We start from the raw sequence: 25,742 nt of genomic DNA on the forward strand, positions 1-25,742 counted from the left end.
CCGGTGTTCACACATCAAAATGTGGGAGCTGGCTTGCCTGCGATGAGGCCCTAAAGGCCGCCTACCAACTGCCGCAACGCCACTTTGCGCGGCTCCACCGGCAAGCGCCCCAACTGTTCCACAGCCCTGTAGAACTTCAGCCAATCCCCACCTTCCTGCGCAAACAATGCCGCAAACGCCGGCACCCACTGGTCGTACAAACCAAACGGCAACAACCGCGCATTGTTCATCGGCTGGTTGATCCAGGCGTCATAACGCTTGTCGCCGGCCCACTGGTTGTCGCGCATCTGTCGATAATCATTGCGCAAACGCTCGAATTCGGCCGCCTTGGCCTGACGCATCGCATCCGCTGCCAAGGGCTGCGCATACAGGCGTTCCAGGCGGGTGCGGGTGTCGAGAATCAACTGGATAAACTGGTCGCGCTGTTTCAGGCTCGACTCGCTGGCAGGCGCAAGGCCACGGGCCGCGCGCCATTGCCGGGTGCCTTCCTGCTCGACAAAGGTGGCAAACGACTCATTGAACTCGGTGTCGTCCTTCACATAAAAACGCTGGTGAGCCAACTCGTGAAAAATCACCGTGGCCAAGCGCTCTTCGCCCCAGCGCATCATCGAACTCATGATCGGGTCGTCGAACCAGCCCAAAGTGGAATAGGCCTCGACCCCGCCAATCGACACATCCATGCCGCGCAGTTGCAGCAACGCCGCCTCGCCACGCGCCGCGCCCTGGCTGTAATAACCGCGATAGGCCACGCACCCGGCGATCGGGAAGCAATGGTTTTGGGGCAACAAGGAAAATTCTGAGGTAGCGAAGACATTCCAGACGACGTACGGCCGACCGATATCGGCATACAGCCGGTAACTCTGGTTGTCCGGCAGATGCAGTTGCTGGCTGGCGAAGCTACGCGCCTTCTGGGATTGCGCCAGGTGATCGCGCAGCACTTGTGGCCGCGCCGGGTCAGCAATGACCTCGGCCACCGGTTCGCGCGAGCGCAGCAACTGCCATTGGCCGCTGGCCAGTTGGCTGTAATAGCTGACACTGGAGCAGCCGCCGAGCACTACACACATCAGCCCCGCCAATAAATGCCATGCCATTTCAAACTGCTCCAGGGTGATGGGCCTGCCAGACTATCTGGCTTGTTGGCGCTATGCTCACACCATTCCTACCGTAGAGTGCCCAACATGCGTCAGCTCTTGCCTGCCCTGGTGGCGATTTTTCTCAGCGCTTGCGCTTCCACACCAATCCCGCCAGCCGACCCGCAACAGGCCTGGGTCGATTTCGCCACCCCGACGCCGGGCGCCAAGTTGGTCATGGCGCAGCGCCTGGATGGCAAAAATCTCAACGACGGGCGCTACTTCCAGGTGCCACCGGGTAGCCACGAATTGATGGTGCGTTTTGATTTCGAGGTGTATGCCGGCGGTGGCCTGGGCAGCGGACTGAGCCAGCCCCAGGACCGTACCTGTTTTATCACCGTGCAATACGACCAATTCGAAGCCGGCCAGCGCTATCGCCTGGAAGGGCGCTCGCTGGGCTTCACCCCGAATATCCGGCTGTATAACGCACAGCGTCAGTTGCTGGCAGAGGAACGCAGCGTCAACTGTATTCCCTGATCAGTCGTCATTGCGCTGGTAGATGATGCGTTTGGTGCCGTTTTCGCAAGAGCCGACGATCATGGCTTCGTCATGATTCTTGGCTTCTTCGGCAGTGATGATTTCCAGGGTGTAGGACGGAATCGCCTTGGCCTGCAGGCCAACTTCAATCTCTTTCCTGAGCTCTTCACAGTCTTTCGGTGCGGCCATTGCCGACGTGGCCAAAGCACCGCAGATAATCGCCAAGGCAAAACGTTTCATGTGTGAAGCTCCCTAAATGCATCGCGCACGGGTGTGCGCCAAAGGCTGCATGGATATGAGACCACATTTGCGAAACGCGAGTTCTGATTTAACGCACAACAAAATGTGGGAGCTGGCTTGCTCCCACAGTGGACCTGCGCAGATCAGTTGATGAGGGTGCCATCCAGGGTGATGGTCGCATTCAGGACCTTAGACACCGGGCATCCTTCCTTGGCTTTTTTGCTCAGCTCATCGAACTGCGCCTGGCTCGCGCCCGGGATCTTGGCCTTGAGGATCAGGTGCACCGCGGTGATCGCAAAACCACCGTCCACCTGGTCCAGGGTGACTTCGGCCTGAGTGTCGATGCTGTCGGCCTTGAGCCCGGCCTCGCCGAGAATCATGGAAAAGGCCATGGAGAAACAGCCGGCATGGGCCGCGCCGATCAATTCTTCAGGGTTGGTGCCCTTGCCACCTTCGAAACGCGCCTTGAAGCCGTAGGGCGCTTCACGCAGTACGCCGGTTTCGGTCGAGATAGAACCCAAGCCGGTCTTCAGGTCGCCTTCCCAGTGAGCGGAGGCTTTTTTCACGATACTCATAGCAATCTCCCAAGCAGTGGTTTTGCATCAGTAAGGTTCTGAGGATAGAAGCTCTGGCAAAGTTCACCTCATCAGAAAAACCTAGTGGCTCAGTAGGAAATTTCACGAGTGCTATTGAATCTCGGGTATATGCCCTCATTGCATAGAGCATGCACATGAAGCGGCAGGTTTTGGTTCGTCACAAGCCTGCGCCCTTAGGAGAAGCAGGCTTATGAAACCACTGTCCGATGTGAAGTTCTCGACCCTCGACCTGGTGCCGGTGCGCGCCAATGGCAGCCCGGCGCAGTCGCTGCGCAATTCCCTGGACCTGGCCCAGCACGTGGAAAAACTCGGCTACACCCGCTTCTGGGTGGCCGAACACCACAATATGGATGGCATCGCCAGCTCCGCGACCTCGGTACTGCTCGGCTACCTGGCCGGCGGCACCTCGACCATTCGCGTCGGTGCAGGCGGCGTGATGCTGCCCAACCACGCGCCACTGGTGATTGCGGAGCAATTCGGCACCCTGGAAAGCCTCTATCCTGGCCGTATCGACCTGGGCCTGGGGCGCGCGCCCGGCTCCGACCAGATGACCGCCCGCGCCCTGCGCCGCGAGCGCTCCGGCAGCGCCGATGACTTCCCCGAAGACGTGGCCGAACTCATGGCGTACCTGGGTCCACGCACGCCCGACCAACGGGTGATCGCGATGCCTGGCACCGATACCAACGTCCCGGTGTGGCTGCTCGGCTCAAGCCTGTTCAGCGCCCAACTGGCCGGTGAGCGCGGTTTGCCCTACGCCTTCGCCTCCCATTTCGCACCGCGCATGATGCATGAGGCGATTCGCGTCTATCGCAATCACTTCAAGCCTTCGGCTGTCCTCGACAAGCCCTACGTGATGCTCGGTGTACCACTGGTGGCCGCCGATACCGATGAGCAGGCCAATTACCTGGCCACCTCGGTCTACCAACGAATTCTCGCGCTGATGCGTGGGCAGAGCCTGGTGCAGCGCCCGCCGGTCGACAGCATGGACGGCCTGTGGCTGCCCCATGAGAAAGATGCCGTAGGCAGTTTCCTGGGCTTGGCGATGGTGGGAAGCCCGGCGAAGATTCGCGCCAAGCTGCAGGTACTGATCGAGCAGACCGGTGCCGATGAGCTGATCTTTACCTGTGACTTGTACGAGCATGCTGATCGGATTCATTCCTACGAGCTGCTGGCGCAAGTGATGAAAGGCTGACCCACAGGCACAAAAAAACCGACGCTCTGGCGTCGGTTTTTATGTCTGGCACACGGGATCACCCGCGGTTGTAGACGATTTCCTTGGTACCACCTTCGCAACTGCCGACCACTTCGCCATTGGTTGCAGTGCCTTTATCCACGATTTCCAGGGTGTACCCGGAGGCGCCATTGGCCTGGATCTTGGCGTCGATTTCGCTTTTCAGTTCGCCACACGGTTTGCCCGCCGCCAGGGCCGTACCCGCCAGGCTCAACAAACCTACCGCTAACAGAAGCTTTTTCATCCGTTACTTTCCTTGCGCTGATCAAAAAATGTACGCCGACGCATTTGGCATCGGCGCCCACAGGTGTAGCGCAGGTTATGGCAATCGGCCAGCGTGCAAGTTCAACCGAGCCTATCAACTATTGGCAATACGAAAGCCCACCTTGAGGGTCACCTGAAAGTGCGCGGCCTTGCCATCCTTGATGTGGCCACGGGTTTCGGTCACCTCAAACCATTCCAGGTGCTTGATGCTCTTGCTGGCCTCGGCCAGGGCATTGTTGATGGCGTCCTCGATGCTGGTAGGCGAGGAGCCCACCAATTCGACTTTCTTGTAGGTGTGATGATCAGACATGAGCGTTCTCCTGGGTCGTTGAATAAAGCCTAGCAGTGATTCTTCGTACTGCTTCTGGCGACCCTTCTCACTTGAAAGTTCAGATTTACTGCACTTTCTGAAAGCCCCGGAGTCGGAATCAACACATGCCACTCAATCACTCCAGGAGAGCCCACATGGCCAACACCTCTTTACGCAAAGCGTCATTGGAAAGCATGGAAGCCGAGATTTCGAGCCTGCTCAAATCCCTTGAGAGCCTCAAGGACGATGCATCGGACGAGTCGCGCAAAACCCTGAAGGCCCTCAAAAGCAATGCCGAGAATGCCCTCAAGCACTCCCGCCACCTGATCAGCGATGCCTACGAAGAAAGCAAAGTGAAAATCCGCGAGACCGGAGTTGCCACCCGTGACTATGCGCAGGAGCACCCTTGGACCACCGCCGGCGTTGCCGTGGGCGCCCTGGGCCTGCTGGCGGCCTACCTGCTGTGCAAACGCGGTGACTAAACCGGCTGGCGCTCAAGCTCAGTCTTGAGCCACTGCGCCAGTTGCCGGGCGCGCCCATCCGCGGCGCGCTTGGGTAGCCACAACGCCAGGTGCGCCGGGGTTTCACTGAATCCCCACGGCGCCACCAGGCGACCGCCGCGCAAGTCCTCCGCCACCAGCGGTTGCGGCGCAATCGCCACCCCCAGGCCCGCCACGGCCGCCTCCAGCAAATAATACAAATGCTCAAACCCCTGGCCGTATTTCAACGCGCCGGCCTCGATGCCATGGTGCTGGGCCCAGTTGGGCCAGGCTTGCGGGCGTGAGGTGGTGTGCAACAAGGCCTCGCCCAGCAACGCCTGCGCAGGCGCCTCGCGCAGCGCCTCGTAATGAGCAAAACGTGGGCTCATTACCGGGCCGATACGCTCGCTGGCCAGTTCGTAGACCTGCATATCCGCCGGCCATGGCGGCTCGGCGAACACCAGCAAGGCATCCAGGCCCGGACGCCGTGGGTCAAGATCGCCTTCACCCGCCGACAGGTGCAGGCGCAAATCCGGCAGATCGGCGTTAAGGCGACCCAGGCGCGGAATAAACCAGCGCGCCAGCAGGCTGCCGGAACAACCGAGGACGAACGGTGCGTCGGCGCTGCTTTGGGTCAACTCCCCGCACACATCCCGCAGGCGCTCGAACGCCTCGAAACTGGCATCGCGCAGCCGCACGCCTGCATCTGTGAGTTTAATGCCACGCCCATCCTTGACGAAAAGACTCAACCCAAGATGCTCTTCCAACACTTTCAGTTGTCGGCTGACGGCGCCGTGGGTCACGTGCAATTGCTCGGCAGCCTGGCTGACGCTGTTGAGGCGGGCAGTGGCTTCGAATGCGCGCAGGGCATTAAGCGGGGGAAGGTCTCGGTTCATCCGTGAGTTTTCCTGACAGGTTGTGGCGATCTTATCGGTTTTCACGGTCAAGCGTCAGAGGTAGAGTGACCGTCATTGCCTCTCCCACACTTTCTTCCTGGAGCGTCCCATGACTCAGTCCCAGACCGATTTACGCAACGGCCCTGACGCCAACGGCCTGTTTGGCGCGTTCGGCGGCCGCTACGTGGCGGAAACCCTGATGCCGTTGATCCTCGACCTGGCCCGCGAATACGAAGCGGCGAAGATCGATCCGGCATTCAACGAAGAGCTGGCCTACTTCCAGCGCGATTACGTCGGACGCCCAAGCCCGCTGTACTTCGCCGAACGCCTGACCGAATTCTGCGGCGGCGCCAAGATCTACCTCAAGCGCGAAGAGCTGAACCACACCGGCGCGCACAAGATCAACAACTGTATCGGCCAGATCCTGCTGGCACGGCGCATGGGCAAGAAACGCATCATCGCCGAGACCGGCGCCGGCATGCACGGCGTGGCCACCGCCACCGTCGCCGCGCGGTTTGGCCTGCAATGTGTGATCTACATGGGCACCACCGATATCGAGCGCCAACAGGCCAACGTATTTCGCATGAAGCTGCTGGGCGCCGAAGTGATCCCGGTAGTCGCCGGCACCGGCACCCTCAAGGATGCGATGAACGAAGCCCTGCGCGACTGGGTGACCAACGTCGACAGCACCTTCTACCTGATTGGCACCGTGGCCGGGCCACACCCATACCCTGCGATGGTGCGCGATTTCCAGGCGGTGATCGGCAAGGAAACCCGCGACCAGTTGCAAGCCCAGGAAGGCCGCCTGCCGGACAGCCTGGTGGCGTGCATCGGCGGTGGCTCGAACGCCATGGGCCTGTTCCACCCGTTCCTCGATGACACCAGTGTCGAAATCATCGGCGTCGAAGCGGCCGGCTACGGTATTGAAACCGGCAAGCACGCGGCCAGCCTCAACGGCGGCGTACCGGGTGTGCTGCACGGCAACCGTACCTTCCTGTTGCAGGACGACGACGGCCAGATCATCGACGCCCACTCGATTTCCGCCGGCCTCGATTACCCCGGCATCGGCCCGGAGCACGCCTGGTTGCACGATATCGGCCGCGTCCAGTACACCTCGGTGACGGATGACGAAGCCCTCGACGCCTTTCACAAATGCTGCCGCCTGGAAGGGATCATTCCTGCACTGGAAAGCGCCCACGCCCTGGCTGAAGTGTTCAAGCGCGCACCCACCCTGCCCAAGGATCACCTGATGGTGGTCAACCTGTCGGGTCGTGGCGACAAAGACATGCAGACCGTGATGCACCATATGGAAACCGCCAAGCAGGAGAAACACTGATGAGCCGCCTGCAAACCCGCTTTGCCCAACTCAAGGAACAAAACCGCGCCGCCCTGGTGACCTTCGTCACTGCCGGCGACCCGGGTTATGACACCTCCCTGGCGATCCTCAAGGGCTTGCCGGCAGCCGGCGCCGATGTGATCGAGCTGGGCATGCCCTTCACCGATCCGATGGCCGACGGCCCGGCCATCCAACTGGCCAACATCCGCGCGCTGACCGCCAAGCAGAACCTGGTGAAAACCCTGCAGATGGTCCGCGAGTTCCGCCAGGGCAATAGCGATACGCCGCTGGTGCTGATGGGCTACTTCAACCCGATCCACATGTACGGCGTGCCACGATTTATCGCTGACGCAAAAGAAGCCGGCGTCGATGGCCTGATCGTGGTCGATATGCCGCCGGAACATAACAGCGAACTGTGCGACCCGGCCCAGGCCGCCGGTATCGACTTTATCCGCCTGACCACGCCGACCACCGACGATGCACGCCTGCCCACGGTGCTCAACGGCAGCTCGGGGTTTGTGTACTACGTCTCGGTGGCCGGTGTGACCGGTGCCGGTGCCGCCACTCTGGAACACGTGGAAGAGGCCGTCGGCCGTCTGCGTCGCCATACCGACCTGCCGATCAGCATCGGCTTCGGCATCCGCACCCCGGAACAGGCCGCCGCCATCGCCCGCCTGGCGGACGGTGTGGTGGTGGGTTCAGCGCTGATCGACCATATCGCCAATGCCAGCAACGACCAGCAAGCAATTGATGGGGTGCTGAGTCTGTGCGCAGCCTTGTCGGAAGGTGTACGCAACGCCCGTAAATAATCCCCACCCCTTGTAGGAGCGAGCTTGCTCGCGAAGACCGTCAACGATAACGCGGGCATCCTGGATGAACGCGGTGTCTTGACGTTTTTCGCGAGCAAGCTCGCTCCTACAACAGATTTATTCCTTCAGTTCGATACGTTCGACCTTGCCCACCAGCAATATGTAGGACAGCGCCCCCAGCAGCGCCAGCACTGCAATGTAGGTAATCGCCGGCGCAAACGAATCGCCCGTGGCCAGAAAGCCAATCACGATGGGCGTGGTGATCGCCGCCAGATTGCCGATGAAGTTGAACACCCCACCCGTTAATCCCAACAACCGCGCCGGCGCCAGGGTCGAGACCAGCGACCAGGTGATCGAGGCCAGGCCGTTGCCGAAAAACGCCACCGCGAGGAACGCAATCACCAACGGCGTCGAGTCGACGAAGTTGGCGCCGATGATCGCCGTGGAGATCAGCAAGCCGCTGATGATCGGCAACTTGCGCGCAAAACCTACCGAGGCACCACGGCGGATCAGCCAGTCGGAAAACAGCCCGGAACACAACACACCGACAAACGCCGCAAGGAACGGCAACGAGGCGAGCAGGCCGGACTTGATGAAGTCCATGCCGCGATATTTCACCAGGTAGGTCGGGAACCATGTCAGGAAAAACCACAGGGTCGAGTTCAGGCAGAACTGGCCCAGGTAGATGCCCCACAGCTTGCGTTTAGTCAGAACGATGCCCAGGTCGACCCAACTGAACGGCGTCTTGCGCTTGGCCACTTGAGCGCTGAGGTCCACCAGCCCGCCGCCGTCGCGGATCAGCTCGATTTCCGCACTGTTGATGCCCTTGAAGTCCCGAGGCTCACGGTAGACCGCGTACCAGACCACCGCCCACAAGATGCCCACCGCCCCCGTGCTGATAAACACCATGTGCCAGCCATAGTGGTGCTGCAACCAGGCCAGGACGGGGGTGAGGAACGCCAGTCCGACAAACTGCCCGGAGGTATAGAAGCCAATGGCCGTCGCGCGCTCACGCTCGGGAAACCAACTGGTGACCACCCGGCTGTTGATCGGATAGGCCGGCGCCTCCAGGGCCCCCACTGCCATGCGCAGCACGAACAGAGCGATAAAGCTGGCGGCAAATCCCAGCATCACTGTGGCGATGGACCACAACAGCAGGGCGACGGTGTAGAGAATGCGCGGCGGCACCCGGTCCACCAGCCAGCCGCCGGGGATTTGCATGGCGGCGTAGGTCCAGCCGAACGCCGAGAAGATCAGCCCCACATGCACCGGGTCGATGCCCAGCTCGCTGGTCAGGGCCGGCGCGGCAATCGACAGGTTGCTGCGGTCCAGGTAGTTGATCACCACCGTGATAAACAGCAGGACCATGATGAAGTAACGCTTGCGGCTGGGCGTGACTAAAGACGCCTGGCCGGTGAGGGTTTCAGGTTGCATGGGGGGAGCCTCTTATTATGTTTATTGAGGTCTGAACAATTTGACTGAAGAAGCCGTATTCCGTGTGGGAGCGGGCTTGCTCGCTCCCACACGGACCGCGTTCCATTAGGCAAAAATCACCATTCGGCAAAGCTGCCATCGGCATGCCGCCAGATCGGGTTGCGCCAGCGATGGCCGATGGCGGCCCTTTCAATCACATATTCCTCGTTGATCTCAATCCCCAGCCCCGGCCCGTTGGGGATCTTCACAAAACCCTGGTCGTAGTCGAAAACACCGGGGTCGCGTACGTAATCGAGCAAGTCGTTGCTCTCGTTGTAGTGAATGCCCAGGCTTTGTTCCTGGATAAACGCGTTGTAGCAAACCGCGTCCAGTTGCAGGCACGCCGCCAGGGCAATCGGCCCCAGCGGGCAGTGCAGGGCCAGGGCCACGTCGTAGGCCTCGGCCATGTTGGCGATCTTGCGGGTTTCGGTGATGCCCCCGGCGTGGGACGCATCCGGCTGGATGATGTCGACGTAACCTTCACTGAGCACGCGCTTGAAATCCCAGCGCGAGAACAGCCGCTCACCCAGGGCAATCGGGGTGCTGGTCAAAGGTGCCAGCTCCTTGAGCGCTTCGTAGTTTTCGCTCAGTACCGGTTCTTCGATAAACATCAGCTTGTACGGGTCCAGCTCTTTCATCAGCACCTTGGCCATAGGCTTGTGGACCCGGCCGTGGAAGTCCACGCCGATGCCGACATTCGGGCCGACCGCATCGCGCACGGCGGCGACATTGGCCAGGGCTTGGTCAACCTTGTCAAAGGTGTCGAGAAACTGCAGCTCTTCGGTGCCGTTCATCTTCACCGCCGTAAACCCACGGGCCACGGCTTCCTTGGCCGCGCGGGCAGTGTCGGCCGGACGGTCGCCGCCGATCCACGAATAGACGCGGATCTTGTCCCGCACCTGGCCGCCCAGCAGGTCGCTGACCGACACACCGAGGGCCTTGCCCTTGATGTCCCACAGCGCCTGGTCGATGCCAGCGAGAGCACTCATATGAATCGCGCCGCCACGGTAGAAGCCGCCGCGATAGAGCACCGTCCAGATATCTTCGATATTGCGTGGGTCTTTGCCGATCAAGTAGTCGGACAGTTCCTCGACCGCCGCCGCTACGGTGTGGGCGCGGCCTTCAACCACAGGCTCACCCCAACCGGTCACGCCCTGGTCGGTTTCCACTTTGAGGAAGCACCAGCGCGGCGGCACGATAAAGGTGGTCAGTTTGGTGATTTTCATCTTCTTGTCTCTCTTGTCGGATGCAGCGCCTGGGTGCCAGGCACACTCAGTTCAAGGCGTTCCAGGCAGCGACATAAGCCTGGGCACGGCTCGCCACCTGATCGACCGTCATGCCAGGCTTGAACAGCCCGGAGCCCAAGCCAAAACCCTTGGCCCCGGCGTCGACGAAGACCTGCATGTTGTCCGGGGTTATCCCGCCTACCGGCAGCAACACCGTGCCGGCCGGCAACACCGCCAGCCAGGCCTTGATCACTGCCGGGCCCATTTGCTCGGCCGGGAACAGCTTCAGCACATCGGCACCTTCGGCCAGGGCGGCAAAGGCTTCGGTCGGTGTCGCAACACCGGGCGACAGGTACAGGCCCGCAGCTTTTGCGGCGCGCAGCACCTTGGCATCGCTGTGCGGCATGACGATGACCTGGCCACCGGCCGCCTTCACCTGTCCGACCTGTCCCGGCGTCAGCACGGTGCCGGCCCCGATCAGGCAATCGGCAGGCAAGGTCTCACGCAAGATGCGGATGCTGGTGTAGGGATCGGGCGAGTTGAGCGGCACTTCGATCACCCGGAACCCGGCCTGGTACAACACTTGGCCGACAGCTGCGGCCTCATCCGGGCGCAGGCCCCGCAGGATTGCGATCAAACCGTTGTGTGTGAGTGCTTGCTTGAGCATGTCAGGCCTCGATTGCAGGTTGAGTGAGCCCGGCGGCCAGCGCCAATTGCCAGAGGCCGCGCTCGGTCGCTTCTTGCGCGAGGCTGACTTGGCTGAAACCACACAGGGCGAGGGCGCGTTGATAACGGGCACAGAGGGCGCTGGCGCCTACCAAAATGATCGGCGTGTTGCGGGAACGGTCGGGCAAGCCGGCCAGTTCATGGCCGATCAGCAAGCCGGAGAGGTAATCCGGCTGCTGCTCGGGGGCCAGTTCGGCGGTCAGTCCCAGGGTGCGCGCGCTGAATAGCGTCGACAGCACACCGCGCTGGCCATCCTGTGACAGCGCCACACGCACGCCTCGATCAAAGGCGTCGGCCTGGAACTGCCCGGCAATCTTTTGCGTACGTCCGAGAATGCTGTGCTTGCTCAACACCGCGAACAGCTCACCAGTCATAAACGTGTCGAAGTGGGTGATGCAGCCGTCGACCACCTCGACCCACTTGGAATGGCTGCCGGGCAAGCCGATCAATAACTCACCGCTGGCCGGCAGGTTTTGCAGCACGCCGAGCACCTGGGTTTCTTCGCCGCGCATCACGTTGGGCAAACCGACCTGCTCGATCACGCCGGGCACGATATGCACATCGACACCGCGCAGGCTACGCACCTTGTGCAGCGCCTGGCCCAGGCTGGAGACGTCGACAGGCGTATTGCGATAGGCCGCTTCGCTCCAACCCTGGGCGCTGCCGACCATGCCGCAGGCAATCACCGGCAGATCGGGCTGGGCGTCGAGCCAGTCGCCGCAGGCCGCATCGAAGGCCAGTTCAAAACCGTTGCTGCTGTGAACACCGGCAATCAGCCGCGGTTCACTGGGTAAATGCATGATCCCCGACGCCAGCGAACGCTGTTCGAGGACCTGGCCACCAGAGCCGAGTTTGTAGGCACGAAGGGAACTGGTTCCCCAATCGAGCGCGATCAATTGCGCCGGCATCGCTTCACCTGAAATGTTGCAGAGGGCCGACTATAAACCTAAGGCCATGAATATCTCAATATATAAATATCAATCCCATATAGTGGAACAACACAAAGAAAATCCCCACGCCATCGTGCTTTTCATCGCACATGAACGTGGGGATTCGCTGACAGAAACGGCTTAAAAAATCGACAGATCCAAGGGCCGCATCGCGCCCATCCAGATCGCGTAGTCGGTGTGGTCCTTCAGGTCATCACCGGTATCGGGGTGCAAGAACACCACCAGCCCGTTGCGATTGAGCGCCAGCCACGGCAGCGCCACGCCGATGTATTGGGGATCGAACGCCAGCTGGCAGCTCCAGTCCGGATGCGGGCCCACCGGACGCTCATGCATGCGCCCCATGCGCACCGGGAAGATGGCCGCCGCGCTTTCACAAAGCTTGCGCGCCTGGTCGATCGTGCTGGCGTCGAAGTAGATGTGGGCGTGATAGCCCTTGATACGTTGCATGACTGGCTCCGGGCTCGTTGATCGGCCGATCCTAGACCTCAATCGACGGCAGGGCCAGCCCGGCCAGCGATTGCGCGCTGCTGGCCTGCTCGGCCACCAGCCAGTCGACAAACCGCTCGATCAACTGTCCGCGCCGCTTACGCTGGGGCAATACCACGTAATACCCAAAGCGCGAGATCACCGTGTCGCCAATCGGGCGGCACAGCCACTTTTGCTCCAACAGGTTATCCACCAGGTGGCGCCAGCCGATGGCCACGCCCTGGCCGGCAATCGCCGCCTGGATCAGCAGCGTGTAATTGTCGAAGCGCAGCGGCCCCGGGGTCGGCGCGGCGCTGATCCCCAGTTCGCGAAATACGCCGCTCCAGTCGAACCACTGACTGTTGTTCTCCTGGCGCAGGTGCAGCAACGGCAACGCTTGCAGGCTCTGCAACGACAACGGCGCGGTGCGGCCCTTGAGCAGTTGCGGGCTGCACACCGGAAACACTTCTTCGTTGAACAGCCACTGGCTGTCGCCCTGCTTGAAGCGACCGTCACCAAACAGCACCGCCACGTCGATATCGCTGCGCAAGGTCGCGTGATTGCGCTCGCTGGTGACCAGGCTCACATCCACCTGCGGGTTGGCTTCGTGAAAGCGATGCAGGCGCGGCATCAACCAATAGGCGGCGAAGGCAAAGTCGGTGGCCACTTGCAGCACTTCGTGCTGATCCTGTTGGGTGATCGTGCTCAGGCCCGTGTTGATGCTCTGCAAGCCGGCCTGGACGTGTTCGAACAGCAACACGCCTGCATCCGTCAATTCGATGCCTCGGTAGATACGGTCAAACAGACGCACCGCCAGTTGTTCCTCCAGGCGCTTGATCTGCTGGCTGACGGCCGGCTGGGTGGTGCCCAACTCCATCGCCGCCGCCGTGAAGCTGCGATGGCGGGCGGCGGCTTCAAAGGCCCGCAGCAGGTCCAGCGACAGGTTTCCCAGGGTTTCATACATAAGCGGCACTTATCCTAGACATTGCTTTTCATGGGCTTTACCACGTTTTCCATGGCCCGCATGCTCAATCGCATAAACATTGACTATGGAATGCTGCGAAACCATGAAGCGCAAGAACATTCTTTTCATCATGGCCGATCAAATGGCCGCGCCGTTGCTGCCCTTCTACGGTCCTTCGCCGATCAAGCTGCCGAACCTGAGCCGCCTCGCCGCCCAAGGCGTGGTGTTCGATGCCGCGTACTGCAACAGCCCACTGTGTGCGCCGTCGCGTTTTACCCTGGTCAGCGGCCAGTTGCCGAGCAAGATCGGTGCCTACGACAATGCGGCGGATTTCCCCGCCGATGTACCGACCTACGCCCACTACCTGCGTCGCCTCGGCTATCGCACGGCGCTGTCGGGCAAGATGCATTTCTGCGGGCCGGACCAGCTGCACGGCTATGAAGAGCGCCTCACCAGCGATATCTACCCCGCCGACTATGGCTGGGCGGTGAACTGGGACGAGCCGGATGTGCGCCCCACCTGGTATCACAACATGTCGTCGGTGCTGCAAGCCGGCCCGTGCGTGCGCACCAACCAGCTGGATTTCGACGAAGAGGTGGTGTTCAAGGCCCAGCAGTACCTGTTCGACCATATTCGCGAGGACGGCGACCAGCCGTTCTGCCTTACAGTTTCCATGACTCATCCCCACGACCCGTACACCATTCCCAAGCCGTTCTGGGATCTGTACGACGATGACGACATCCCGATGCCTACAACGCCGGCCCAGGCGGACCTGGACCCGCATTCCCAGCGCCTGCTCAAAGTCTACGACCTGTGGGACAAACCGCTGCCTGTGGATAAGATCCGCGATGCGCGGCGTGCCTACTTCGGGGCATGCAGCTATATCGACAGCAACGTCGGCAAACTCTTGCAAACCCTGCAGGACACTGGCCTGGCGGAAGACACCATCATTGTGTTCTCCGGCGACCACGGCGACATGCTCGGCGAACGCGGGCTCTGGTACAAAATGCACTGGTTTGAAATGGCCGCGCGGGTGCCGCTGCTGGTCAGTGCGCCGGGGCAATTTTCGGCCGGGCGGGTGAGTGCGGCCGTGTCCACCGCCGACCTGTTGCCGACCCTGGTGGAACTGGCCGGCGGCGAACTGGACGCCCACCTGCCCCTGGACGGCCGCTCGCTGGTCCCGCACTTGCTGGGGCAGGGCGGGCATGACGAAGTGTTCGGCGAATACATGGCCGAAGGCACCATCGGGCCGCTGATGATGATTCGCCGGGGCGCCTACAAATTCATCTACAGCGAGGATGATCCGTGCCTGCTGTTCGATGTGCATAACGACCCGCGTGAACAGGAAGAACTCAGCCAGTCAGCACAGCATCGCCCTCTGTTTGAGGCGTTCCTGGCTGAAGCACGGGCCAAATGGGACATCCCGGCGATCCACCAGCAGGTGCTCGCCAGCCAACGCCGCCGTCGCCTGGTCAGCCAGGCGCTGGCGGTGGGCAAACTCAAGAGCTGGGACCACCAGCCACTGGTCGACGCCAGCCAGCAATACATGCGCAACCACATCGACCTCGATGATCTGGAGCGCAAGGCACGTTATCCACAACCCTGCCAAAACCAATAAAACCAATGAGGGGAAGGCCATGCAAAAGTTATCCACAGCCGTGAGTGCCGTACTGTTGTTAAGTGCTACCCAGGTGTATGCCGACGCCCATTGCGAGACGGTGAAGATGGCCGATCCGGGTTGGAGCGACATTGCCGCCACCAATGCCATTACCGGCTTTTTATTGAACGGCATGGGTTACAAGGCCAAGGTCGACACCCTGGCGGTGCCGATTACCTTTGGTGGGCTCAAGGACGGCCAGGTGGATGTGTTTATGGGCAACTGGATGCCGGCGCAGCAGGGTTTCTACGACAAGTTCGTGGCCAATGGCGATGTGGTGCAACTGGCCAAGAACCTCGAAGGCACAGAGTTCACCCTCGCGGTGCCGGACTATGTGTGGGAAGCCGGAGTGCATGACTTTGCCGACCTGAGTAAATTTGCCGACAAGTTCGACAAGAAGATCTATGGCATTGGCTCCGGCGCGCCGGCCAATCTCTCGCTGCACGAAATCATCAAGAAAAACGACTTTGAGCTGGGGCAGTGGAAACTGATCGAGTCCAGCGAACAGGCGATGCTCGCCGAAGTCTCCCGGGCGGTGAAGCGCGAGCGCTTCGTCACCTTCCTCGGCTGGACACCGCACCCAATGAACGTGCAACTGAAGATGCGTTACCTCAAGGGCGGGGAAAAATACTTCGGCGACACCGGCAGCGTGTACACCCTGACGCGCAAAGGTTATGCACAGGCCTGCCCGAATGTGGCCAGACTGCTGACCAACCTTAAATTTACCCAGGACATGGAGAACAGCATCATGGCCGAGGTGGTGAACAACAAGGTCAGCAATAGCGAAGCGGCGAAGGCGTGGATCAAGGCCAACCCGGCGGTATTGGACACGTGGCTGGAGGGGGTTCAAACCCTCGATGGCCAGGACGCATTGGCGGCGGTCAAAGCCAAACTCTAAAACCCATCCCCTGTAGGGGCCGGCTTGCCGGCGAAGCACTCGAAAACGCCGCGTTTTTTCAGACAACCCGCGTTATCGTTACCCATCTTCGCGAGCAAGCTCGCTCCTACAGTATTTCGAGCGATCCATGTCCCGGCCCCACACTCTGCTCCCATTCCTGCGCTGGCTACCACGCCAGACCCGCGCCAGCGTCAGCCGGGATGCGCTGGTCGGCCTCAGCGGCGCGGTGCTGGCCTTGCCGCAATCGATCGCCTATGCCCTGATCGCCGGCCTGCCTCCCGAATACGGCCTGTATGCAGCGATCATCCCGGTGCTGATTGCCTGCCTGTGGGGCTCGTCCTGGCATCTGATCTGCGGCCCGACGGCAGCGATTTCCATTGTGCTCTACGCCAGTATCAGTCCGCTGGCGGTGCCCGGCTCCCAGGACTACATCACCCTGATCCTGCTGCTGACGTTTCTGGCCGGGGTCTTCCAATGGCTATTGGGCATGCTGCGCTTTGGCGCATTGGTCAATTTCGTCTCCCATTCCGTCGTGCTCGGCTTCACCCTCGGCGCTGCGGTGGTCATTGCCCTGGGCCAATTACCCAACCTGATGGGGCTGGACCTGCCCAGCCAGGGCACGGCGTTCAACAGCCTGCTGGCGTTGATCGACCACGGCGGCGAGTGGGATCGCCCCTCACTGGCCCTTGGGCTCGGCACCTTGCTGGTGGGCGTGCTGCTCAAATACTGGGCGCCGCGCTGGCCGAGCCTGCTGATTGCGCTGGTCCTGGGCAGCCTGGCGGCGTGGTTGTGGCCGGCGATGTTCGGGCATGTGGCGCGGGTCAGTGCGTTTGTCGGCCAACTGCCGCCGTTCAGCCCATTGCCGCTGGATGTGGACATGATCCTGCGCCTGCTGCCCAGTGCCGTGGCGGTGGGCATGCTGGGGCTGGTGACCAGCCTGTCGATTGCCCGCTCGCTGTCGGCGCGTTCGCAGCAATTGCTCGACGCCAATCAGGAAGTGCGTGCCCAAGGCTTATCCAACATCGTCGGCGGATTTTTCTCGGGCTACCTGTCGGCCGGTTCCTTCACCCGCTCGGGCCTGAGTTATGAGGCGGGCGCCTGTTCGCCGCTGGCGGGGGTATTTTCGGCATTGTGGGTCGCGCTGTTTGCGCTGTTCGGCGCGACGTTGATTGCGCACATTCCAATCCCGAGCATGGCCGCCAGCATCCTGTTGATCTGCTGGGGCCTGGTGGATCATCGCGGCATCCGCGCGTTGTGGCGGGTCAGCCGGGCAGAGTGTGTGGTGATGGGCCTGACCTGCCTGGCCACGCTGCTGCTGGAGTTGCAAACGGCGATCTATGCCGGGGTGCTGGCGTCGCTGTTTTTCTACCTCAAGCGGACGTCGCAGCCGCGGGTCCAGCAGTTGCGTGACGGTGAAGACGATGTGTTGCGGGTCGGCGGCTCGATTTTCTTTGGCGCCAGCCATTACCTGCAAGTGCGCTTGCAGCGCCTGCAAGGCCAGCGGGTGGTGATCGAGGCGCAGCAGATCAACTTTATCGACTATTCCGGGGTGGAGATGCTGCACCAGGAAGCACGCCGGTTGCGCGGGTTGGGGCGTAGCCTGACGTTGCGCCGGGCGCGGCCGCAGGTGGTCGAGGAGTTGAAGAAACTGGAAGGGGCCGACAAGTGCCCGATCCATTTCGAAGACTGACACGGTCAAACACTGTAGGAGCTGGCTTGCCTGCGATAGCGGTGTATCAGTTGGCACATCCGGCGCTGACCCACCGCTATCGCAGGCAAGCCAGCTCCCACATTAGAATTAGTTAGCCGCCAGTAGTTTGCGCAGTTCAGCCAGCACCGGCGCCGAATCCGGCCGCACGCCACGCCACAGATAGAAGGCTTCCGCCGCCTGCTCCACCAGCATGCCCAAGCCGTCCATCGCCACCACGGCGCCGTGCCCTGTGGCCCAGCGGCAGAATGCGGTCGGCTCCTTGGCGTACATCATGTCGTAGCAAAAGGTCTTGCCTGGTTCGATCAAGCTACTGGCAATCGGCGGTACATCGCCTGACAGACTGGCCGAGGTGGCATTGATGATCAGGTCCACCGGCTCACTCAGCCAATCAAAACCGCTGGCGGACACCGGCCCCAAGTCGTCGAACAGCTCGGCCAGCAGCTCGGCTTTTTCCACGGTGCGGTTGGCGATGATCAGCGAAGCGGGTTGTTGCGCCAGCAGTGGCTCCAGTGCTCCGCGCACCGCGCCACCGGCGCCGAGCAGCAGGATGCGCTTGCCCGCCAGGCTCAGGCCGGCATTGACGGTCAGGTCGCGTACCAGGCCGGCGCCATCGGTGTTATCGCCCAACAGGCTGCCATCGGCCAGCTTGCTCAGGGTGTTCACCGCGCCGGCACGCTGGGCGCGCTCGGTCAGGGCATTGGCCAGGCGATAGGCTTCTTCCTTGAACGGTACGGTGACGTTGGCGCCGCGCCCTTGCTGGAAAAATTCGCGAGCGCAGCCGGTGAAATCCTCCAGTGGCGCCAGCAACGTGCTGTAGTCCAACGCCTCACCGGTCTGCTCGGCAAACAGGCGATGAATCAGCGGCGACTTGCTGTGACCGATGGGGTTGCCGAACACCACATAACGATCCATCAGCTGGCCACCTGGGGCGCAGCAAGGCCGAGCCAGTCACGGTCTTGCAGGAAGTAGTCGGTCAGGCGGGCTTCTTCGCTGCCGGCGGTAGCCTTCCAGTCATAGCTCCAGCGCACTTGCGGTGGCAGCGACATCAGGATCGACTCGGTACGCCCACCCGACTGCAGGCCAAACAGCGTGCCACGGTCGTAGACCAGGTTGAATTCCACATAGCGACCCCGGCGGAACTCCTGGAACTGGCGCTGCTCCTCGGTGTAGGCCATCGCTTGACGGCGCTGGACGATCGGCAGGTAGGCGTCGATGTAGGCATCGCCAATGGCACGTATGAAGGCGAAGCAGGTGTCGAAGTCCCATTCGTTCAAGTCATCGAAGAACAGGCCGCCGATACCACGGGGCTCGTTGCGATGCTTGATGTGGAAGTAGCTGTCGCACCAGGCCTTGTAGCGTGGGTAAACGTCTGCACCGAACGGCGCGCAGGCCTGCTCGGCCACGCGGTGCCAGTGGATGCAGTCCTCTTCGTTGCCGTAGTAGGGCGTCAGGTCGAAGCCGCCACCGAACCACCACACCGGTTCTTCACCTTCCTTCTCGGCGATGAAAAATCGCACATTGGCGTGGGACGTCGGCACATGTGGGTTATGCGGGTGGATCACCAGCGATACGCCGAGGGCTTCAAAACCGCGTCCGGCGAGTTCCGGGCGGTGGGCGCTGGCGGACGGTGGCAGACCGCTGCCGAACACGTGGGAAAAGTTGACGCCGCCTTTCTCGATCACCGCGCCATTTTCGATCACACGGGTGCGACCGCCGCCACCGGCAGGCCGGGTCCAGGCGTCTTCGATAAAGCGGGTATGCGTCTCGAAGGTTTCCAGGGCGCTGCAAATGCGGTCTTGCAGGTCGAGCAGGTAGGCTTTTACAGCCTCGGTGCGGGTAGTCATGGCATCACCTTGAATCGGGCAAAGCTACGCGAGGCCATTGGGCGTCGGCGGCAAAGGGGCGCACAGGATACCACCGCGCCGGGCGCTGCCACAGTTGACGAAGATCAAGCATAGGAGTCCGATAGGAGCCCTTCACGAAATTGACTTGAGGACAGAGCAGATGGCCAGACGTATCCAGTTCAGCGCCCACGGCGGCCCCGAAGTACTTGAGTATGTGGACTACACGCCGGCAGAACCGGGCCCGCAACAGGTCCGTGTGCGCAACAAGGCCATTGGCCTGAATTTTATCGACACCTATTACCGCAGCGGCCTGTATGCACCACCGGCCTTGCCCTCGGGCCTGGGCGCCGAAGGTGCTGGCGTGGTGGATGCGGTGGGCAGCGAAGTCACGCAGTTCAAGGTCGGCGACCGCGTGGCCTACGGCAGCGGCCCACTGGGTGCCTATAGCGAACTGCATGTGCTACCCGCGGCCAACCTGGTGCATCTGCCAGACGCGATCAGCTTCGAACAGGCCGCTGGCGCCATGCTCAAGGGCCTGACGGTGCAATACCTGTTGCGCCAGACCTATGAACTCAAAGGCGGTGAAACCATTCTGTTCCACGCCGCTGCCGGTGGCGTCGGCTCCCTGGCCTGCCAATGGGCCAAGGCCCTGGGCGTGAAGCTGATCGGCACGGTCAGTTCGCCGGAAAAAGCCGCCTTGGCCAAATCCCTCGGCGCCTGGGAAACCATCGACTACAGCCATGAAAATGTCCCACAGCGCGTGCTGGAGCTGACCGACGGCAAGAAGTGCCCGGTGGTGTATGACGGCGTGGGCAAGGACACCTGGCTCGCCTCACTGGACAGCGTCGCGCCCCGTGGCCTGCTGGTGAGTTTCGGCAATGCGTCGGGCGCGGTGGACGGGGTTAACCTGGGGATTCTGGCGGCGAAAGGCTCGCTGTACGTGACCCGGCCGACGCTGGCGACCTACGCCAACAATCCGCAGAACCTGCAGGCCATGGCCGATGACCTGTTTGCCATGATCGAAAGTGGCAAGGTGCGGATTGATATCAACCAGCGTTATTCGTTGGCAGAGGCGGCGAAGGCGCAGGTGGAGTTGTCGGGGCGGCGGACCACTGGGTCGACCATTCTCTTGCCATAAGATCTCGGTTGTTTGGCAGACCGCTCCCACATTCGCCCGATTTCCAACATGGGAATGCGCTCGAATGTGGGAGCGGGCTTGCCCGCGATGGCTGCACCGCGGTCTCAAGACGGGCGCCGCACCTCGCCCGTTGCCAGATCCCGAATCAAACTCGGGTTCTTGCGCCCACCCAGGCTGCCACCCAACACCAGATCCACCTGACCACGGAAATACTGCTCCACCCGGATCCGCGAACGCGCCGCCGGTCGGCCTTGTGGGTTGGCAGAGGTGGAAATCAGCGGCCCCACCAGCGAGCACAAATCGCGCACCAGCGGATGATCACTGACCCGCAATGCCACCGTGTCATGCACACCGGTAATCCATTCAGGCAATAAGTCCTGGTGAGGCACCAGCCAGGTATTGGGCCCAGGCCAGGTACTGGCCATGCGGTCGATCCAGGTGTCCGGGAAGTCTTCGAACAGAAAGTCGAATTGCCGGATATTGTCAGCGATCAGGATCAAGCCCTTGTCCACCGAGCGACCCTTGATCGCCAGCAAACGATCCACCGCGTCCTCGTTCCACGGATCGCAGCCCAGGCCCCACACGGCCTCGGTCGGATAGGCAATCACCGCGCCTGCGCGAACCTCTCGTGCGGCTTGTTGCACACGCCACCTGTTGACCATTACTTACTCTCCGGACTAAAGCTCTGCGCAGTTTACCGATCTTCGTTACAAAACCTAACTGCGCGCAAACCAGCGGCCACTTTCGCAGATCACCCGGCCCGCAAGCTCCAGTTCGGTGAGGCTCGCCAACACCTGGGACAAGGTCTGGCCACTGGCAATGGCCAAGCCTTCGCTGGTCTGGGGCGCGGCGTGCAACAGCGCCACCAGCGGATGGGTCACCGCCATTGGCGCAGGCCGCGATAACGCCTGCCAACCGCGCAATCCTTCAAGGATGTGTTCGATGGTTTCCACCAGCACTGCGCCATCGCGGATCAATTGATGGCAGCCTCTGGCGCCGGGATGATGAATCGACCCCGGTATTGCATACACCTCGCGCCCCTGTTCGGCGGCCAGCCGTGCGGTGATCAGCGAACCACTGGCAACACTGGCCTCTACCACCAGCACGCCCAGGGACAAGCCACTGATAATGCGGTTGCGCCGTGGGAAGTTACCGGCCTGGGGACCGGCGTCCAGTGGGAACTCGGAAACCACCGCGCTGCCCTGGGCAATCATCGCCTCGGCAAGCCGTCGGTGACGCTGTGGATAAAAATTTTCCAGGCCAGTGCCCAACACCCCGATTGTCTGACCACCGACATCTAATGCCGCTTGGTGGGCCGCCCCATCAATGCCCAGGGCCAGGCCGCTGGTGATGACAAAACCGGCACTCGCCAGGCTGCGGGAAAAGGCCGCCGCCGTATCCATTCCGGGCCTGGACGCACGTCGGCTGCCAACCATGGCCAACTGCGGTTTTTCCAGGATGGCGGGGGTTCCGGCCACGAATAACAACGGTGGCGCGTCGTCCAACTCGGCCAGCAACGCCGGGTAGTCGGGCTGGTCCCACATCAGCAAATGTTGGGCCGGACGCTCTAGCCAGGCCAATGCAACGCTGGCGCCATCGCGCACTTGCGCACTGCGCCGGGCCTCGGCGCAGGCTGCCGGCAACCCCAGCGAACGCCAGGCACTGGCTGGGGCGCCGATGGCTTTCGAGGCGCAGCCAAAGGCTTCGATCAATGTTTTGAAACGCCTGGGACCCAGCTCCGGCATGCGGTGCAAACGCAGACGGGCTTCGAGCTCGGCAGGGGAAATATCCGGGGTCTGGATTACTGACATATGATCATCCTTGATCAGGAACAAGCTGTGGATAACTCTGTTGGTAACTTCTTTAGCAGGCTAATTATTGCAACTGGTTATTGCCGCCCAACCTGGCGGCACGTTTTGAAGACGAGTAGCGATTTCCTCACGGGGGCAATCTCCTTTATTATGTGCGTTCGCGTGAAATGCCTTGGCCTTCGCGGCTTGCGAGCGTTTCACACCGGCCATGCGGGTTGTACCCCGACGCCGATTTGCCTTTACCTCACATGTGCAGCAATTACGCTTATGGCTATTTTGAACATCCTCGAATTCCCGGACTCGCGCCTGCGCACTATCGCCAAACCGGTGGCCGTAGTGGACGACAAGGTTCGTCAGTTGGTCGATGACATGTTTGAAACAATGTATGAAGCCCCGGGCATCGGCCTTGCCGCGACCCAGGTCAACGTGCACCTGCGCGTGGTGGTCATGGACCTGTCCGAAGACCGCAGCGAACCGATGGTGTACATCAACCCCGAGTTCGAGCCGTTGACCGAAGAGATGGGCGAGTACCAGGAAGGTTGCCTGTCGGTGCCGGAGTTCTACGAGAACGTCGAACGCCCGCTGCGCGTCAAGATCAAGGCCCTGGACCGCGACGGCAAGCCATTCGAGCTGATTGCCGAAGGCCTGCTGGCGGTGTGTATCCAGCATGAGTGTGACCACCTCAACGGCAAGCTGTTTGTCGATTACCTGTCCACGCTCAAACGCGACCGGATCAAGAAGAAACTGGAAAAGAAGCATCGCCAGCAAGCTTGATTCCCTTCTTTCAAAGGCTTGCTCCGGCAAGCCTTTTTCTTTTGTGAGACGTTTCCCATGACCGAGCCACTGCGCATCGTTTTTGCCGGCACCCCCGAATTTGCCGCCGAACACCTCAAGGCCCTGCTTGCCAGCCCTTATGAAATCGTCGCGGTGTACACCCAGCCGGATCGGCCGGCCGGCCGTGGGCAAAAACTGATGCCCAGCCCGGTCAAGCAACTGGCCTTGGAGAACGGCATTACCGTGCTGCAGCCGCCGACACTGCGTAATGCAGAGGCCCAGGCTGAACTGGCCGCGCTGAAGCCTGACTTGCTGGTAGTGGTGGCGTACGGCCTGATCCTGCCGCAAGCGGTGCTGGATATTCCACGCCTGGGCTGCATCAACAGCCACGCCTCGCTGCTGCCACGCTGGCGCGGCGCCGCACCGATCCAACGTGCGGTGCAAGCCGGTGACGCCGAAAGCGGCGTGACGGTAATGCGCATGGAGGCCGGCCTGGACACGGGCCCGATGCTGCTTAAAGTCACCACGCCAATCACGGCTCAAGACACCGGCGGCAGCCTGCATGACCGCCTGGCCGAGATGGGCCCGCCTGCGGTGATCCAGGCGATTGCCGGCCTCGCTGCCGGCACCTTGGAAGGCCAAGTGCAGGACGACAGCCTCGCCACCTACGCCCACAAGCTGAACAAGGACGAAGCGCGCATCGACTGGCGCCGCCCGGCCGTTGAGCTGGAGCGCCTGGTACGTGCCTTCAACCCGTGGCCGATCTGCCACAGCACCCTCAATGGCGAAGCGCTGAAAGTCCTCGCCGCCAACCTGGCCGAAGGCCATGGCGCGCCCGGTGAAATCATCGGTGCCAGCAAGGATGGCCTGCTGGTAGCGTGCGGGGAGCAGGCCTTGTGTCTGACCCGTCTGCAATTGCCTGGCGGCAAGGCGCTGAACTTCAGCGATTTGTTCAACAGCCGTCGTGAGAAATTTGCCCCCGGCATCATCCTTGGAGTGGACGCTTGATGAACCCGCGTTTGGCCGCCGCCAAGGCCCTGGCCGCCGTGCTCAATGGCAAGGCTTCCCTGAACAGTTCGCTGCCGGTGCAACTGGATAAAGTCGAAGACCGTGATCGCGGTTTCACCCAGGACCTGGCATTTGGCACCGCGCGTTGGCAGCCGCGTTTGTCGGCCCTGGCCGCCAAGTTGCTGCAAAAGCCGTTCAAGGCCGCCGATGCCGACGTCGAGGCGTTGCTGCTGGTGGGGCTTTACCAACTGCTCTACAGCCGCGTGCCGGCCCACGCCGCCATCGGTGAAACCGTGGGCTGCGCCGACAAGCTGAAAAAGCCCTGGGCCAAGGCCCTGCTCAACGCTGTGTTACGCCGCGCCCAGCGTGAAAGCGAAGCCCTGCTGGCCGAACTGGAGCACGACCCGGTAGTGCGCACCGCGCACCCACGCTGGCTGCAAAAATCCCTCAAGGCGTTCTGGCCAGAGCAGTGGGAAGCCATCTGCGCTGCCAACAACGCCCACCCGCCAATGATTCTGCGGGTCAATCGCCGCCACAGCAGCCGCGATACCTATCTCACGCTGCTGGCAAATGCCGGCATCAATGCCAGCGCCTGTGTGTACAGCCAGGACGGTATCGTGCTCGAAACGGCAGGTGATGTACGCAGCCTGCCAGGCTTTGCCGAAGGCTGGATAAGCGTGCAGGACGAAGCCGCGCAACTGGCCGCCGACCTGCTCGACCTGGCGCCGGGCCAACGGGTGCTGGACGCCTGCTGTGCGCCTGGCGGCAAGACCTGCCACATCATGGAAGTCCAGCCGGGCCTGGCCGGCGTGGTTGCCGTGGATCTGGAAGCCAAGCGCCTGGTGCGTGTGCGCGAAAACCTCGCACGCCTGGGCCTGGAAGCCGAGTTGATTGCCGCCGACGGTCGCGACACCGCCACCTGGTGGGATGGCAAACCGTTCCAGCGCATCCTGCTCGACGCACCGTGCTCTGCCACCGGCGTGATCCGCCGCCATCCGGATATCAAACTGACCCGCCAACCCGATGACATCGCCGCCCTGGCCGTACTGCAAGGCGAGTTGCTGGACGCGTTGTGGCCGACGCTGGAAGTCGGTGGCATCCTGCTCTACGCCACCTGCTCGACGTTGCCGACCGAGAACACCGAGGTGATCCAAGCCTTCCTCGCCCGCACCAGCGGCGCACGGGAGTTGGACATCGCCACCACAGCCGGCATCAAGCAGCCCCATGGCCGCCAGTTGCTGGCGCAGGAAGGCGGGCACGATGGCTTCTATTACGCCAAGCTGATCAAGATTGCCGCTGCACGCGGTTGAATGGTTTTTAAGGGAGTGA

28 protein-coding genes are annotated in these 25,742 nt (G+C 61.7%); 12 read left to right on the plus strand and 16 right to left on the minus strand.

Annotation, left to right across the window (positions count from 1 at the left end; all coding sequences use genetic code 11):
• Positions 1–50: 50 nt before the first annotated feature.
• A complete protein-coding gene (locus tag FJD34_RS24710) occupies positions 51–1,091 on the minus strand; it encodes an aminopeptidase (RefSeq protein WP_032857102.1) in 1,041 nt (346 codons plus the stop codon).
• An 87-nt stretch (positions 1,092–1,178) separates the two neighbouring features.
• Here FJD34_RS24710 and FJD34_RS24715 point away from each other — a divergent pair, with 87 nt between their 5' ends.
• Positions 1,179–1,607 carry a PA0061/PA0062 family lipoprotein gene (locus tag FJD34_RS24715; RefSeq protein ID WP_032857104.1) on the plus strand — a complete coding sequence of 143 codons (429 nt, stop codon included), beginning with the start codon at positions 1,179–1,181 and terminating at the stop codon, positions 1,605–1,607.
• Here FJD34_RS24715 and FJD34_RS24720 read toward each other — a convergent pair whose 3' ends face one another.
• On the minus strand, positions 1,608–1,847 hold the full coding sequence (locus FJD34_RS24720; RefSeq protein ID WP_032857106.1) for a DUF1161 domain-containing protein: 240 nt from the start codon (positions 1,845–1,847) through the stop codon (positions 1,608–1,610).
• Positions 1,848–1,990: 143 nt separating this feature from the next.
• On the minus strand, positions 1,991–2,422 hold the full coding sequence (locus FJD34_RS24725) for an OsmC family protein (RefSeq protein WP_032857107.1): 432 nt from the start codon (positions 2,420–2,422) through the stop codon (positions 1,991–1,993).
• Positions 2,423–2,633: 211 nt separating this feature from the next.
• Here FJD34_RS24725 and FJD34_RS24730 point away from each other — a divergent pair, with 211 nt between their 5' ends.
• Positions 2,634–3,635: an LLM class flavin-dependent oxidoreductase gene (locus FJD34_RS24730; protein WP_090292593.1), complete on the plus strand. Its 1,002-nt coding sequence runs from the start codon at positions 2,634–2,636 to the stop codon at positions 3,633–3,635.
• A 58-nt stretch (positions 3,636–3,693) separates the two neighbouring features.
• Here FJD34_RS24730 and FJD34_RS24735 read toward each other — a convergent pair whose 3' ends face one another.
• Together FJD34_RS24735 and FJD34_RS24740 are read right to left on the minus strand one after the other, a co-directional pair.
• Complete coding sequence (locus FJD34_RS24735) at positions 3,694–3,918, minus strand: DUF1161 domain-containing protein (RefSeq protein WP_032857111.1); 225 nt, start codon at positions 3,916–3,918, stop codon at positions 3,694–3,696.
• A gap of 114 nt (positions 3,919–4,032) precedes the next feature.
• Positions 4,033–4,248, minus strand: a complete 216-nt coding sequence (locus tag FJD34_RS24740) for a dodecin (protein ID WP_032857113.1) — start codon at positions 4,246–4,248, stop codon at positions 4,033–4,035.
• A gap of 155 nt (positions 4,249–4,403) precedes the next feature.
• Between FJD34_RS24740 and FJD34_RS24745 the strand changes: the two genes are divergently transcribed.
• On the plus strand, positions 4,404–4,730 hold the full coding sequence (locus FJD34_RS24745) for an ElaB/YgaM/YqjD family protein (protein ID WP_003170746.1): 327 nt from the start codon (positions 4,404–4,406) through the stop codon (positions 4,728–4,730).
• On the opposite strand, the gene FJD34_RS24750 is transcribed toward FJD34_RS24745, so the two are convergent.
• On the minus strand, positions 4,727–5,623 hold the full coding sequence (locus FJD34_RS24750) for a LysR family transcriptional regulator (protein WP_032857115.1): 897 nt from the start codon (positions 5,621–5,623) through the stop codon (positions 4,727–4,729). The two genes, FJD34_RS24745 and FJD34_RS24750, sit on opposite strands and share 4 nt — an antisense overlap.
• A 109-nt stretch (positions 5,624–5,732) precedes the next feature.
• Between FJD34_RS24750 and trpB the strand changes: the two genes are divergently transcribed.
• Both trpB and trpA read left to right on the plus strand, forming a co-directional pair.
• Positions 5,733–6,959, plus strand: coding sequence for a tryptophan synthase subunit beta (gene trpB / locus FJD34_RS24755; RefSeq protein ID WP_032857117.1), 1,227 nt, complete (start codon positions 5,733–5,735; stop codon positions 6,957–6,959).
• Entirely contained in the window at positions 6,959–7,768 is an 810-nt protein-coding gene (gene trpA / locus FJD34_RS24760; protein WP_090292591.1) for a tryptophan synthase subunit alpha, read from the plus strand. The genes trpB and trpA overlap by 1 nt, the downstream gene beginning before the upstream one ends.
• A gap of 117 nt (positions 7,769–7,885) precedes the next feature.
• Here the strand turns inward: trpA and FJD34_RS24765 are convergent, their stop codons facing one another.
• The 6 genes from FJD34_RS24765 to FJD34_RS24790 all read right to left on the minus strand — a co-directional run bounded on the left by FJD34_RS24765 (position 7,886) and on the right by FJD34_RS24790 (position 13,572).
• Positions 7,886–9,202 (minus strand): MFS transporter, encoded by a 1,317-nt coding sequence (locus FJD34_RS24765; RefSeq protein ID WP_065942467.1) that lies wholly within the window; start codon positions 9,200–9,202, stop codon positions 7,886–7,888.
• A 116-nt stretch (positions 9,203–9,318) separates the two neighbouring features.
• Positions 9,319–10,467, minus strand: coding sequence for a galactonate dehydratase (gene dgoD, locus FJD34_RS24770; RefSeq protein ID WP_032857121.1), 1,149 nt, complete (start codon positions 10,465–10,467; stop codon positions 9,319–9,321).
• Between the two features lie 46 nt (positions 10,468–10,513).
• Positions 10,514–11,134 (minus strand): 2-dehydro-3-deoxy-6-phosphogalactonate aldolase, encoded by a 621-nt coding sequence (locus tag FJD34_RS24775; protein ID WP_090292589.1) that lies wholly within the window; start codon positions 11,132–11,134, stop codon positions 10,514–10,516.
• Position 11,135: 1 nt separating this feature from the next.
• Positions 11,136–12,101 carry a 2-dehydro-3-deoxygalactonokinase gene (locus FJD34_RS24780; protein WP_090292588.1) on the minus strand — a complete coding sequence of 322 codons (966 nt, stop codon included), beginning with the start codon at positions 12,099–12,101 and terminating at the stop codon, positions 11,136–11,138.
• A gap of 162 nt (positions 12,102–12,263) precedes the next feature.
• Positions 12,264–12,590: a DOPA 4,5-dioxygenase family protein gene (locus FJD34_RS24785; RefSeq protein ID WP_032857125.1), complete on the minus strand. Its 327-nt coding sequence runs from the start codon at positions 12,588–12,590 to the stop codon at positions 12,264–12,266.
• 31 nt (positions 12,591–12,621) lie between these two features.
• Positions 12,622–13,572, minus strand: coding sequence for a choline sulfate utilization transcriptional regulator (locus FJD34_RS24790; RefSeq protein WP_090292586.1), 951 nt, complete (start codon positions 13,570–13,572; stop codon positions 12,622–12,624).
• Positions 13,573–13,675: 103 nt separating this feature from the next.
• On the opposite strand from FJD34_RS24790, the gene betC reads away from it, so the two are divergent.
• From betC to FJD34_RS24805, 3 genes are all read left to right on the plus strand, one after another.
• A complete protein-coding gene (betC, locus tag FJD34_RS24795) occupies positions 13,676–15,190 on the plus strand; it encodes a choline-sulfatase (protein WP_065942470.1) in 1,515 nt (504 codons plus the stop codon).
• 19 nt (positions 15,191–15,209) lie between these two features.
• Entirely contained in the window at positions 15,210–16,127 is a 918-nt protein-coding gene (gene choX / locus FJD34_RS24800) for a choline ABC transporter substrate-binding protein (RefSeq protein WP_032857128.1), read from the plus strand.
• A gap of 127 nt (positions 16,128–16,254) precedes the next feature.
• Positions 16,255–17,817, plus strand: coding sequence for a SulP family inorganic anion transporter (locus FJD34_RS24805; RefSeq protein WP_032857129.1), 1,563 nt, complete (start codon positions 16,255–16,257; stop codon positions 17,815–17,817).
• A gap of 108 nt (positions 17,818–17,925) precedes the next feature.
• Here the strand turns inward: FJD34_RS24805 and aroE are convergent, their stop codons facing one another.
• On the minus strand, positions 17,926–18,750 hold the full coding sequence (gene aroE, locus FJD34_RS24810; protein WP_090292583.1) for a shikimate dehydrogenase: 825 nt from the start codon (positions 18,748–18,750) through the stop codon (positions 17,926–17,928).
• A complete protein-coding gene (gene hemF, locus FJD34_RS24815) occupies positions 18,750–19,682 on the minus strand; it encodes an oxygen-dependent coproporphyrinogen oxidase (protein WP_032857131.1) in 933 nt (310 codons plus the stop codon). Before hemF ends, aroE begins: the two co-directional genes overlap by 1 nt.
• Positions 19,683–19,842: 160 nt before the next feature.
• Here hemF and FJD34_RS24820 point away from each other — a divergent pair, with 160 nt between their 5' ends.
• Complete coding sequence (locus FJD34_RS24820) at positions 19,843–20,820, plus strand: NADPH:quinone reductase (RefSeq protein ID WP_032857132.1); 978 nt, start codon at positions 19,843–19,845, stop codon at positions 20,818–20,820.
• Positions 20,821–20,924: 104 nt separating this feature from the next.
• Here FJD34_RS24820 and FJD34_RS24825 read toward each other — a convergent pair whose 3' ends face one another.
• Both FJD34_RS24825 and dprA read right to left on the minus strand, forming a co-directional pair.
• Positions 20,925–21,482, minus strand: a complete 558-nt coding sequence (locus FJD34_RS24825; protein WP_090292582.1) for an L-threonylcarbamoyladenylate synthase — start codon at positions 21,480–21,482, stop codon at positions 20,925–20,927.
• Positions 21,483–21,536: 54 nt separating this feature from the next.
• Positions 21,537–22,631, minus strand: a complete 1,095-nt coding sequence (gene dprA, locus FJD34_RS24830; protein ID WP_032857134.1) for a DNA-processing protein DprA — start codon at positions 22,629–22,631, stop codon at positions 21,537–21,539.
• A gap of 267 nt (positions 22,632–22,898) precedes the next feature.
• On the opposite strand from dprA, the gene def reads away from it, so the two are divergent.
• Genes def through rsmB form a run of 3 tightly spaced genes read left to right on the plus strand, consistent with a single transcriptional unit; the run spans position 22,899 to position 25,723 of the window.
• A complete protein-coding gene (gene def, locus FJD34_RS24835) occupies positions 22,899–23,405 on the plus strand; it encodes a peptide deformylase (protein WP_032857135.1) in 507 nt (168 codons plus the stop codon).
• 57 nt (positions 23,406–23,462) lie between these two features.
• Positions 23,463–24,413, plus strand: coding sequence for a methionyl-tRNA formyltransferase (fmt, locus tag FJD34_RS24840; RefSeq protein ID WP_090292580.1), 951 nt, complete (start codon positions 23,463–23,465; stop codon positions 24,411–24,413).
• The gene (gene rsmB / locus FJD34_RS24845; protein ID WP_090292578.1) at positions 24,413–25,723 is read left to right on the plus strand and encodes a 16S rRNA (cytosine(967)-C(5))-methyltransferase RsmB; all 1,311 of its coding nucleotides are present in this window, start codon (positions 24,413–24,415) and stop codon (positions 25,721–25,723) included. The genes fmt and rsmB overlap by 1 nt, the downstream gene beginning before the upstream one ends.
• The last annotated feature ends 19 nt before the right edge of the window (positions 25,724–25,742 follow it).

The organism is Pseudomonas brenneri (genome assembly GCF_007858285.1).
GTDB lineage: Bacteria > Pseudomonadota > Gammaproteobacteria > Pseudomonadales > Pseudomonadaceae > Aquipseudomonas > Aquipseudomonas brenneri.

Bases quoted from the DNA above. Each gene is read 5' to 3' on its own strand.
- FJD34_RS24720 (WP_032857106.1), bottom strand. From the start codon at position 1,847: ATGAAACGTTTTGCCTTGGCGATTATCTGCGGTGCTTTGGCCACGTCG.
- betC (WP_065942470.1), top strand. From the start codon at position 13,676: ATGAAGCGCAAGAACATTCTTTTCATCATGGCCGATCAAATGGCCGCG.
- FJD34_RS24765 (WP_065942467.1), bottom strand. From the start codon at position 9,202: ATGCAACCTGAAACCCTCACCGGCCAGGCGTCTTTAGTCACGCCCAGC.
- FJD34_RS24820 (WP_032857132.1), top strand. From the start codon at position 19,843: ATGGCCAGACGTATCCAGTTCAGCGCCCACGGCGGCCCCGAAGTACTT.
- trpA (WP_090292591.1), top strand. From the start codon at position 6,959: ATGAGCCGCCTGCAAACCCGCTTTGCCCAACTCAAGGAACAAAACCGC.
- FJD34_RS24740 (WP_032857113.1), bottom strand. From the start codon at position 4,248: ATGTCTGATCATCACACCTACAAGAAAGTCGAATTGGTGGGCTCCTCG.
- FJD34_RS24805 (WP_032857129.1), top strand. From the start codon at position 16,255: ATGTCCCGGCCCCACACTCTGCTCCCATTCCTGCGCTGGCTACCACGC.
- FJD34_RS24745 (WP_003170746.1), top strand. From the start codon at position 4,404: ATGGCCAACACCTCTTTACGCAAAGCGTCATTGGAAAGCATGGAAGCC.
- hemF (WP_032857131.1), bottom strand. From the start codon at position 19,682: ATGACTACCCGCACCGAGGCTGTAAAAGCCTACCTGCTCGACCTGCAA.
- fmt (WP_090292580.1), top strand. From the start codon at position 23,463: ATGACCGAGCCACTGCGCATCGTTTTTGCCGGCACCCCCGAATTTGCC.
- trpB (WP_032857117.1), top strand. From the start codon at position 5,733: ATGACTCAGTCCCAGACCGATTTACGCAACGGCCCTGACGCCAACGGC.
- FJD34_RS24735 (WP_032857111.1), bottom strand. From the start codon at position 3,918: ATGAAAAAGCTTCTGTTAGCGGTAGGTTTGTTGAGCCTGGCGGGTACG.
- FJD34_RS24725 (WP_032857107.1), bottom strand. From the start codon at position 2,422: ATGAGTATCGTGAAAAAAGCCTCCGCTCACTGGGAAGGCGACCTGAAG.
- choX (WP_032857128.1), top strand. From the start codon at position 15,210: ATGCAAAAGTTATCCACAGCCGTGAGTGCCGTACTGTTGTTAAGTGCT.
- dprA (WP_032857134.1), bottom strand. From the start codon at position 22,631: ATGTCAGTAATCCAGACCCCGGATATTTCCCCTGCCGAGCTCGAAGCC.
- FJD34_RS24710 (WP_032857102.1), bottom strand. From the start codon at position 1,091: ATGGCATGGCATTTATTGGCGGGGCTGATGTGTGTAGTGCTCGGCGGC.
- FJD34_RS24780 (WP_090292588.1), bottom strand. From the start codon at position 12,101: ATGCCGGCGCAATTGATCGCGCTCGATTGGGGAACCAGTTCCCTTCGT.
- def (WP_032857135.1), top strand. From the start codon at position 22,899: ATGGCTATTTTGAACATCCTCGAATTCCCGGACTCGCGCCTGCGCACT.
- FJD34_RS24730 (WP_090292593.1), top strand. From the start codon at position 2,634: ATGAAACCACTGTCCGATGTGAAGTTCTCGACCCTCGACCTGGTGCCG.
- FJD34_RS24825 (WP_090292582.1), bottom strand. From the start codon at position 21,482: ATGGTCAACAGGTGGCGTGTGCAACAAGCCGCACGAGAGGTTCGCGCA.
- FJD34_RS24775 (WP_090292589.1), bottom strand. From the start codon at position 11,134: ATGCTCAAGCAAGCACTCACACACAACGGTTTGATCGCAATCCTGCGG.
- aroE (WP_090292583.1), bottom strand. From the start codon at position 18,750: ATGGATCGTTATGTGGTGTTCGGCAACCCCATCGGTCACAGCAAGTCG.
- FJD34_RS24750 (WP_032857115.1), bottom strand. From the start codon at position 5,623: ATGAACCGAGACCTTCCCCCGCTTAATGCCCTGCGCGCATTCGAAGCC.
- rsmB (WP_090292578.1), top strand. From the start codon at position 24,413: ATGAACCCGCGTTTGGCCGCCGCCAAGGCCCTGGCCGCCGTGCTCAAT.
- FJD34_RS24715 (WP_032857104.1), top strand. From the start codon at position 1,179: ATGCGTCAGCTCTTGCCTGCCCTGGTGGCGATTTTTCTCAGCGCTTGC.
- dgoD (WP_032857121.1), bottom strand. From the start codon at position 10,467: ATGAAAATCACCAAACTGACCACCTTTATCGTGCCGCCGCGCTGGTGC.
- FJD34_RS24790 (WP_090292586.1), bottom strand. From the start codon at position 13,572: ATGTATGAAACCCTGGGAAACCTGTCGCTGGACCTGCTGCGGGCCTTT.
- FJD34_RS24785 (WP_032857125.1), bottom strand. From the start codon at position 12,590: ATGCAACGTATCAAGGGCTATCACGCCCACATCTACTTCGACGCCAGC.